The sequence below is a fragment of the Rhodoglobus galactosidasius genome, assembly GCF_054957775.1.
In genome coordinates, this window is sequence record NZ_JBQIAV010000017.1 from 1 (window position 1) to 9,111 (window position 9,111).

Sequence of the window (9,111 nt, forward strand, 5' to 3'; positions counted from 1 at the left end):
TGTCCCCGCACGCGCCCACTCTGCCCATCGAGCCGAGCAGCCCATGACGCTTCAAAGCCCTCCGGAATTTCCTGGAACCAAATTGCGTGCCACGATCGCTGTTAAGCCGAATTCGGCTTAACAGCGATAGAGGGTCTCAGTTTCGAAGTCGGAAGTTTCTCCGTTCTCTGGCCCGTCACCGCATCGTGGGATCGATGGGCAGAGTCGCCTCTTGCGGGGACAACGCCGCGATGGAATCGTTCTTCAGTCTGCTGCAGAAGAACGTTCTCAACCGCCGCACTTGGGCAACCCAAGAGGACTTGCGAATCGCGATCGTGACGTGGATCGAGCGGACCTACCACCGGTGCCGCCGGCAGGCCAGACTGGGCCGGTTGACCCCGATCGAGTTCGAGGTCATCATGAACACGTCAGCCGCAATCGCTGCGTGACTAGAAACTGTCACCTAATCATGCAGCAGACCCGAACTAATACGCTTGAGGGTTGCAGCTTCGCGCGCAGGCACCGATTCGCCAACACTGTTTCCGGTGGAGTGAACGCAAAGAAGCTATGAGTTTGTTGGTTCGAGATCGGGTGCGGGAGTTTTTCTCTGACTAGGCGTCATCCGGCGCGGAGTTGGCGACGATCTCGGGGGAGGGCATGGGCCGCTCTAACAGGGCAGTTTCGGAGTAGCTCGCCGCAAGCCGGCGCAGCCCCTCGTCGAGACTCACCGCAGGAGACCAATCGAGGGCCCCACGAATGTTGCGTTGATCGAACCAATGCGCGGTCGAAAGTTGCTCGGCAAGGAAGCACGTCATGGGCGGCTCATCCAGCCCGGGTCGCACGGCCCACACCCGCTCGACTGCGGCGCCCGCAGTGCGCCCGAGAGCGGCCGGGACGCTCCAGCGCGGAGGCCGCACACCAGCAGCCAGGCAGATGGCGGCGAGCATGTCGCCGACAGGGCGCGGTTCACCATTGGTGAGAACGTAGGCAGTGCCGTGGGCGGTGTCGGCGTGGTGCAGTGCTGCGACGATTCCGGATGCGGCGTTGTCGACGTACGTCGTGTCGATGAGTGCGGTGCCACCGTTGAGCAGGGGGAGACGTCCGCTCCGAGCGCGGTCGATAATTCGGCCAGGTTCATGGGCAGGTGCGCGGGAGCGAGTGGGTTCGCAGCGGTGCCAGTGCGATAGGAAGAGCGGTTGGGTTGTGCCGGTTCGGCGGACTCAACGTGCGGACATTCGTAGAGTCGGCGAAGCACCTCGGTAGGTACGGGGAATGATTGCGTGAGCAATGATTCGCGCATTCCCCGCGCCATTGACCGAGGTTAGTCCTTGCGCTTGTTGGCGGCCTTATCTTTCTTGTCAGCCCGCTTCTCTTTGAGAGACTTGCTGGCTACAGTCTTGGCTGTGGCTTTCTTCGGTGATTTATCGGCCATGACGTTATCCTCCTGTGAACCGAGTGGCTCGTTCCCTGAGAGTACCCCGCCAGCGGTGTCTGGTGATGTGTGCGCCCCGTGATTCAGGCCGGATGCCGCTCACGCTCGATGCGGGCGAGTCGCACCCGGGCAGCATCTTCGCTCGAGGATGACGTGCCAAGAAGTCGTCCGACAGTACGCAGCACGACGCCCGTCGCCCAGATCACGGGCAGGGGTGATCGACGAAGGCCGAGCAGCGCACGGTGTTCTTCGGGCAACGACGCGACAGCTCCCGCGAACAGCACCCTGTACGCGGGCATCATCGAGCGACGAAGTGGAGGATTCCGAATGAATCGCACAGCTTCGAGAACGCGATCGTCGCTCTTAAGTACCGGTCGGAATCCATCGATCTGCGCTTTCAACTCAGCGCCGGATCGCGGCGGTTGTTGCACCCCCACGAGTTCGCCGGCCGCCGCCCACTCACTTACGTACTGGTCGACCCCGCCCGGGATAGGTCGCCCCCACAGTTCGTGGCAGCCGAGGAAAGCGTCAGTGAAAACGCCGTGCACCCAGGAAAGTAGCTCTTGGTCGCCTGCGGCGTAAGAGCGCTCGACGCCCTGCACATCTGTGTAGGTTCCCGCGACCCTGGCGTGGTATTTGCCGACGCGGGATGACTCGAGCCTCGCCTGCTCGGTGCCGGCGAACGTAACCGTGATGAGCCACTGGATGGTGCCAGAGAGTCGCCCAAGCGGATCTTCCTTATACCTCGACCAGTCGTGAACGCCCGCCATCGCTCCGGGATGCAGCGTCTGCATGAGCAGTGCCCTGATTCCGGCAACGAGCGTTGCCATGCCACCGTGCACCACCCAGGAGGCAGACTCAGGGCCAAAGAATCCGGCGTCGTCACCCTGTTCGATACGACTGACCCACCCCGGGCGCCCAGAACTTTCGCCGGAGAATGTCGTCAGAAGGTGCGATCGCCAGGAGTCTGAAATTCTTCCCATATTCCGACGATAAACCGGATTGCTGGGAGGTTAGCCGAGCTCGTCAGGTAACAGGCCCGGCGGCTTCACCGTAGCTCGCCCCGAGTCGGCGTAGCCCTTCGTCAATACTCACGGCGGGCGACCAGTCCAACGCCTCGCGGATGTCGCGTTGATCGAACCAGTGTGCGGTGGAGAGCTGTTCGGCAAGAAAGCGCGTCATGGGCGGCTCATCTGCGCCGGGTCGCACAGCCCATACCCGCTCGACTGCCGCGCCGGCAGTGCGCCCGAGTGTGGCAGGGATGCTCCATCGCGGAGGCCGCACACCAGCAGCGAGGCAGATGGCCGCCAGCATGTCGCCGACGGGGCGCGGTTCACCATTTGTTAGTACGTAGGCCTTGCCGTGCGCGACGTCGGCGCGGTGCAGTGCTGCGACGATTCCGGATGCTGCGTTGTCGACGTAGGTCGTATCGATGAGTGCGGTGCCACCATTGAGCAGGGGCAGACGTCCACCGCGAGCTCGGTCGACGATTCGGCCGACGAGCTGAGTGTCACCCGGACCCCAAACGAGGTGTGGGCGGATGGCGATGACGCGCATCGCGGCGGAATCGCGGGCGAGCGCAAGCAACTCTGCCTGCGCTTTGGTGCGTGCATAGTCGCCGCGGGCACTTTCGGGCGATGCAGGTTCGGCGCCGACACCGGCCAGTGCGGAGCCTGCGTGCGCGACCGACGGTGATGACACCTGAACAAACCGGGATACCCCGGCGGTCTCGGCGGCGGAGAGCACTGTGCGTGTGCCCTCGACGTTGACGGTGTGGAACTCGCGCGCGTCGCCGGCGAGCGACACTTTTGCGGCGAGGTGGATGACGCCCTCCGCGCCATCGACCGCGCGGGCGACGTGCTCGGGGTCGGTGATCGAGCCGAGGATGTCGGTGACGCTGTTCACCCCCGACAGTCGTCGCTGCAGTGTGCGCACCTCATGCCCGGCGGCGACAAGCTCGGCGGCGACAGCGCGACCGAGAAATCCGGATGCTCCGGTGACGAGCACGATCATGGTGCGGTCGGCTTTCCGCCGGCGAGGAGACGCTCGGCCCATTCGGATAGCCGTGATCGGTCGATCTTGGAGTTGTGGCGGATGTCGGTTGGAAGCTCGGGAACAGTGAGCACGGCCACCAGCGGGAGCGCTGTGCTCGCGCGCACGGCCGACGTCAACTCCGGACTGGCAAGCCCAGGTTTGCGGGTCGGCGGGATAGTTTCCACAACCGCGACGGCTTGCCGCAGCCGGTGCGGGCCAACGCCGACGACGGCGGCACGGCGCACGGCCGAGACTCCCTCGACATCCTGCTCCGCACCGACGGGAGCGATCGGACCTGTCGCGCTCACAATGATGTGGGGCAGCCGGCCTTCGACCCATAGGCGGCCGAGTTCGTCGAGGTGGCCGACATCGCCGGTGCGATGCCAGCGCGCTTGGGGCCCAGCCGCAGCATCCGTCGCGTCACTCGCATCTGCGGCATCCGTGTCGATTTCGGTCTCACGAACAGCGGCGCGATCGGTCAGCCACAACCGGTCGTAGTGGTCTTTCAGGTGCGGCGCCGAGACGACGATCTCCCCGAGAATGCCGGGCTCCGAACTTGGTGCGCCGGTCGCTGCACCCTCCTCATCGAGCGCGCTGATGCGCACGAGGTTTGCGCCGATCGGCATCCCCACGCAGACGCCAGTGTTGGCGCTACCGGCGGCGGAGCGGATCCCGTCGAGTGTGATGTCCGTCACGAGGAGGCATTCGGTCATGCCGTAGGGCGAGTGTGGGGTTGCGTTCGGCATGATCGTGCCGGCGGAGGCGAGCAGTTCGGCTCCGATGGGGGCACCGGTGGAGAGGAAGGTGCGCACGCGTTCGAGTTCGCTGCGGTCCTGGGGCGTGAGGTCTCCCGCGGTTGCGACGACGTTGAGAATCGCGGCGGGGGAGAGGAACACCATGCTGGCGCCGGATGCCTGCACTGCGGCCGCGACAGCGTGGGCAGTGAGAGTGCGGGGAGAGGAAACATCCATCTCGGGTGTCACTGACCGCGTGCCGAGGGCTGGACCCAGCAGGGCGAACGGTGCGAACCCTGTCACGAGCCCGGTGTCGGCGGTTACCTCGAAGTGGCTCGCGAGCACGTCGCGGAGAGCGGAGAGTTGACCGTGGCGGTACACGACGCCCTTGGCCGGCCCGGTCGATCCCGAGGTGAAGAGGATCGCAGCTTCATCCTCGGACCGTGGCGGGGCCGGGATGGGCGTGTCAGCGCCGATCGCGATGATGTCGCTGAGGCTGTAGGAGACGCCGAGAGTCGCGGCTGAGATCTTCGGTAGTCGTGCGGTGGAGATGCGCACTCCCGGCCAGCCAAGCGTACGCGCGGCGACGAGGCCGGGCGCCTCGCCGATGACGAAGTCCGGCCACGACCCGCGCACCGCACGGGTGAGTCCTTTGACTCCCAAACCTGCATCTGCGACGACCACGACAGCGCCGATCCGCAGGCAGGCGTAGACCACGGCCGTCAGGGTCGGACCCGGCGGGATGAGCAAGGAGACCCGCTGACCTTTTCGTACGCCAATTTGGGAGAGGCCGGCGGCGATCTGGCTCACTCGGTCAGCTAGTTGTCGCCAGCTCACCTGTTGGGGGCCGCTTCGTCCTCGCGTCGACATATCGATGACGGCGGTTGCGGTGTCGTTGCGGCGTTCGTCGAGGTTGTGCCAGAGCGGCACGAAATTAGAATCGTCCAAGTCTGGGGAAACTGGTGCGACCGTTTGACGGGGCGAGGGGGAGGTCGAGCCAGGATTCGCGAGACTTTCGGCATTGTCACTGAGCCAGGTCAGCATCGAGTCGGCATAGGGGGCGTCCTCGGCAACGAGATGGCCTGCGCCCTCGAACCGGTGCACATTGGCGTGGGGGAGGCGCTCGATGAGGTCGTCGAGGTAGTAGTCGCTGAAGATCGGATCGCGCGGACCCCACAGCATGAGCGCCGGAAGGTCGAGCTCGGCCACGCCTGAGGCGATGCGTTCGAGTTCGCTGAAGCTTTCGTGGTTTGCGTCGACGGGGATGTCGGCAACGAAGCCGCCGATTCCTTGGCGACGGGACGTCGTGCGGTAGGGCGCGCGGTACGCATCCTTAACTGCCGCGTCAAGCGGAGCAGAGGTGAGTGCAAGTGTTGTCTCTAAGAACGCGGTGGTGCGGACGGTGGATGCTGCAAGCATCCCTCGGGCTCTGGCAAGCCGCAGCGGTGCGGGGATCGGCTTGTCCACCTCATGATGCACGGCCGTGTTCAGCAGCATGACCCCAACAAGCTGCGACGGGTGGTCGACTGCCCAGCCGAGTGATACGACACCGCCCCAGTCGTGACCGAGCGAGATCACGGGCCCGGTGAGGGCGAGTGCGTCGGTGAACGCCGCGAGGTCGGCGACCCGCTGCGCGAGCGGACGATGCAGGCCAGTGCGCTCGGAATAGCCCATATCGAGCTGGTCCGCTGCGACGACCCGCCAGGCCGGTGCCCCGGATTCCGCGGCCTGCACTGATTGCGTGATCAGTTTGCGCCAGTGATACGACCAGGTCGGGTTGCCGTGGACGGCAAGGATCGTGCCCGCGACGGGGACGCCGAGGCGAGCTAGTTCGTCGCCGGTGTCGAGGTAGTGCCATTCGCGGGTGAGACCCGCATCCGCACCGCCACCGGGCACAGAAGTAATACGACTGAAGCGCGGATCGAGCCCGGGGAGGTCGAGCGGTGGGCGGGAGGCGTGTTCTGTCACCATGCGAGTTCCATCATCGCGGTGTTGAGACCGGAGCCCACACCCATGAGGAGAACACGGTCGCCCTTGTTGAGGGAGTCCTGTGCTTCGACGAGGGTGATGGGAATCGATGCGGGGCCGACGTTGCCGTAGTGGGGGAACGTCGTCGGGACGCGACTGCGGTCTAGTTTCGCCGCCTTGATGATGGCATTCGTATGCACGGACGAGACCTGGTGGGTGACGTACATATCCATCGATGACCAATTCCAGTCCACGGATGCTTCTTTCCACGCCGAGACGACGAGATCGAGGCCCCCTTTCAGGAGTCCCTTCGCGTCGGTGAACATGCCGTCGACGCTGCCGACGCAGAGTTCATGGAACTGTGTTGCCGCGCGGGTGACTCCGCCGAGAATCGGATGTCCGGCGGGATGTTCGTCGGTGCGTCCGAGCACCGCAGCCGCAGCCCCGGAGCCGAGCGTGAGCGACGCAAATTCGCTCATGAAGCCGTCACGGTCGCCGTCTTGCTTCAGTAGGCGGTCGATGGTGTTGGTTTGGATGTCGTCGGCGTCTTCGCCATTGACGATTATCGCGTACCTGATTTGGCCCGATTCGATCATGTTCGCCGCGAGGTTCATGCCGCTCACAAAGCCGAGGCACGCGTTGGCAACGTCGAAGTTGATAGCAGAGCTGGGGAGACCGAGGCCGTGATGCAGGCGCACCGCGACCGACGGCTCGAGGTGCTTGCGGCTGACGGAGGTGTTAATGAGGAGCCCGACTTCGGAGGCATCCACCCCAGCTTCAGCGAGGGCACGTTGCCCAGCCGAGACAGTGGCATCGTCGGATGATTCTCCGGCAGCCCAGTTGCGACGCTCAAGTACACCAGCCACCCGTTGCAGGAGTCTGCTGGGCAACGCAAGGCGCTCGAACGCCGGCGCTAGGCGCGTTTCAAGGTCACCGGATGTCGTGACACGGCTGGGTAGTGTGCTCGCAACCGACAGTAGTGAAACGTTGGCAAAGCGAGTGTTGGCATTTCCGGCCACGGAACCTCCGTCGAGAGAGCCAGACTGGCTCAGTAAGCAAGAGACCCAGTTTACGGCAGTTAGCCGAGAGCGAGGTTGATGCGGGGCAGAGGGCGCAGCGGCGGGTCAACTCCCGGTTGTCTTGAGTCCTCGGACAACAGACACAAAGCATTCGATGGCGTTGCGTCACTCGTTGCGGACGATCCTCTCGATAGCGGCAAACTATCTAGGCCCAAATCCTTTCATCCTCCTAGCCGTATTCTCAGCCTCAATTGAAACGGTGAGCGCCACCATCTTGCTTGGCTCTAGTAGCCATCGCCGGGATGCGAACTAGGCTAAATGCTGCTGCTGGTAGGTTTCGATGCGCTGGGTTCGCCCCGCGAGGAAGGCTAGCTGCGCATTTCTGAACGACTCGTAGTCATCGAACGTGCTGGGCAAAGCGGGCTTGTCAAAACCACCGAACGGAAGATAGAACCGGACCGTGCCGTCCTCATTGACGAGGTCATTGAGTAGGAAGAAATCTACGTAGCCTTCGAAGCTTTCGAACAGAGCGAAGAATTCGCTGTATCGCGACAGGACATCGGTCAAGGGCGATGATTGGTCGTCGTAATGGCGGCGGATTCCTTCGAGGGTCAGATCGAACCGATCGCTGATGGATCTCGTCGTTCCTCGCGTTTGATTGATGGTCTGCTTGCCGTCGACTTGGTTGCAAGGGAAGAGCAGCCGTGCCCCAATCGAGCTCCGGTGCCACGCTTCGTTTACTGCTGCTGGCATCTGGTCGTAGAAACGCTTGAGCTGACCCTTGTTTGAGTTCAGGATCGTGTCGCTCGACAGCTCGAAAATACCGAGTTCTGACTCATGACGAAGAGTGCGGTCTACCCCTACGGTTACCCCGGAGAGTTCGAACATAGTTCATGAAGGCAACGGTTTGCTGAAGAGCAATTTTTGATAACGCTGCAATGTAGGACTGCGTCTGTCGGGATCCCCGCTGCAGTTGGGTTCAGCCTTGAAATCAAATGAGGGATCAATCGGGAAATTGCTCATGCGCACATGATAGCGGTAGCAGGCGTCATCGAACAGATATGCGGAACGCAACCGAAGGGCTATTGCGAGATGTTGCTAAACATTGGAGCATTCGTAGCGCTTGCGGGTCGTGACGCTAAGGGTATTGAGTAGTCGACTTTTCTATCTGGGCCAGTCTAGTCCTGCCTCGCGCGGCTGCGGACGTTTCACGCGAGCAAAGAGCAAGTGTTAGAAGAGTTCTACAAGCTGGAACTAAGCCAACCACGCGACCTTGTTGCCGCGCTCATGTACTCGGAACTCCCGCAGGGGCGCGACCCTCGGCGAACTCACGTCATTCACAAACTCGCGAAGCACCTCAACGCCGACAATCTCGACAGCGTAGATTTCGACGACTATCTAGCGGCGGGACAGCAGCGGTGTGTAAACGTCCCGGCGTTCGCGGTCCCTCTTTCGTTATCGTCTCGTTGCCGCGATCGTCAGCGATTTCGCCGATCTGGCGCTCCATATGTATGTAAGGAAAACAAGCGCGCTCTCGGACGGGTTAGAGAATCGATCGCTCAAACGATCCGAAGAAGCCTCCGACGATCACGCCGGTTACGAACCAAACGACGGCAGGTGTAAAACCGAGCACGACGGCCCAGATCGCTAGTCTCCGACGGAGTCCGCCTAGCCGGTTCGCGGTTGTGATCCCGATGAATCCGAAAATGATTGCCAGAACGCTCGGCACGAATGCGAGGAACATCGCCAACAGGAGCGACGGCACGAGCACTGCTATCCCGGCGGACACCGCTCCGAGCACAAACCCCGCTAAAACGGGCTCTCCTGACGTAACCGTGGGTCGTTTCGGAGCCCGTTAACAAGTGCACGCCGCTTTCCGTCTAGGTTTCTAACTGTCAAAGGCAAGAAACTTAGAGACGAGAAAACGGCGTGCAAAGCACAACAC

The 9,111-nt window shown here is 62.7% G+C and carries 5 protein-coding genes and 3 pseudogenes; 1 reads left to right on the forward strand and 7 read right to left on the reverse strand.

Features of this window, described 5'->3' with window-relative positions:
* Nucleotides 1–116 precede the first annotated feature (116 nt).
* Nucleotides 117–428, forward strand: a pseudogene (locus ACTJJW_RS14610) (transposase); the annotation flags it as partial.
* 162 nt (nt 429–590) lie between these two features.
* On the opposite strand, the pseudogene ACTJJW_RS14615 reads toward ACTJJW_RS14610, so the two are convergent.
* From ACTJJW_RS14615 to ACTJJW_RS14645, 7 genes and pseudogenes are all read right to left on the reverse strand, one after another.
* Nucleotides 591–1,106: pseudogene (locus tag ACTJJW_RS14615) on the reverse strand (Rossmann-fold NAD(P)-binding domain-containing protein); the annotation flags it as partial.
* 388 nt (nt 1,107–1,494) lie between these two features.
* Nucleotides 1,495–2,394, reverse strand: a complete 900-nt coding sequence (locus tag ACTJJW_RS14620) for an oxygenase MpaB family protein (RefSeq protein WP_462645878.1) — start codon at nt 2,392–2,394, stop codon at nt 1,495–1,497.
* A gap of 43 nt (nt 2,395–2,437) precedes the next feature.
* Nucleotides 2,438–3,424, reverse strand: a complete 987-nt coding sequence (locus tag ACTJJW_RS14625) for an NAD-dependent epimerase/dehydratase family protein (RefSeq protein WP_462645886.1) — start codon at nt 3,422–3,424, stop codon at nt 2,438–2,440.
* Entirely contained in the window at nt 3,421–6,150 is a 2,730-nt protein-coding gene (locus tag ACTJJW_RS14630; protein WP_462645880.1) for an alpha/beta fold hydrolase, read from the reverse strand. Before ACTJJW_RS14630 ends, ACTJJW_RS14625 begins: the two co-directional genes overlap by 4 nt.
* A complete protein-coding gene (locus tag ACTJJW_RS14635; RefSeq protein WP_462645882.1) occupies nt 6,144–7,166 on the reverse strand; it encodes a 3-oxoacyl-ACP synthase III in 1,023 nt (340 codons plus the stop codon). The genes ACTJJW_RS14630 and ACTJJW_RS14635 overlap by 7 nt, the downstream gene beginning before the upstream one ends.
* A gap of 309 nt (nt 7,167–7,475) precedes the next feature.
* A pseudogene (locus ACTJJW_RS14640) lies at nt 7,476–8,189 on the reverse strand (DUF6994 family protein).
* 520 nt (nt 8,190–8,709) lie between these two features.
* Nucleotides 8,710–8,955, reverse strand: coding sequence for a hypothetical protein (locus tag ACTJJW_RS14645; RefSeq protein WP_462645884.1), 246 nt, complete (start codon nt 8,953–8,955; stop codon nt 8,710–8,712).
* Between the last annotated feature and the right edge of the window lie 156 nt (nt 8,956–9,111).

What these genes read in the sequence shown, in the direction of transcription:
- ACTJJW_RS14620 (WP_462645878.1), bottom strand. Translation starts at nt 2,394, where the DNA reads ATGGGAAGAATTTCAGACTCCTGGCGATCGCACCTTCTGACGACATTC.
- ACTJJW_RS14625 (WP_462645886.1), bottom strand. Translation starts at nt 3,424, where the DNA reads ATGATCGTGCTCGTCACCGGAGCATCCGGATTTCTCGGTCGCGCTGTC.
- ACTJJW_RS14630 (WP_462645880.1), bottom strand. Translation starts at nt 6,150, where the DNA reads ATGGTGACAGAACACGCCTCCCGCCCACCGCTCGACCTCCCCGGGCTC.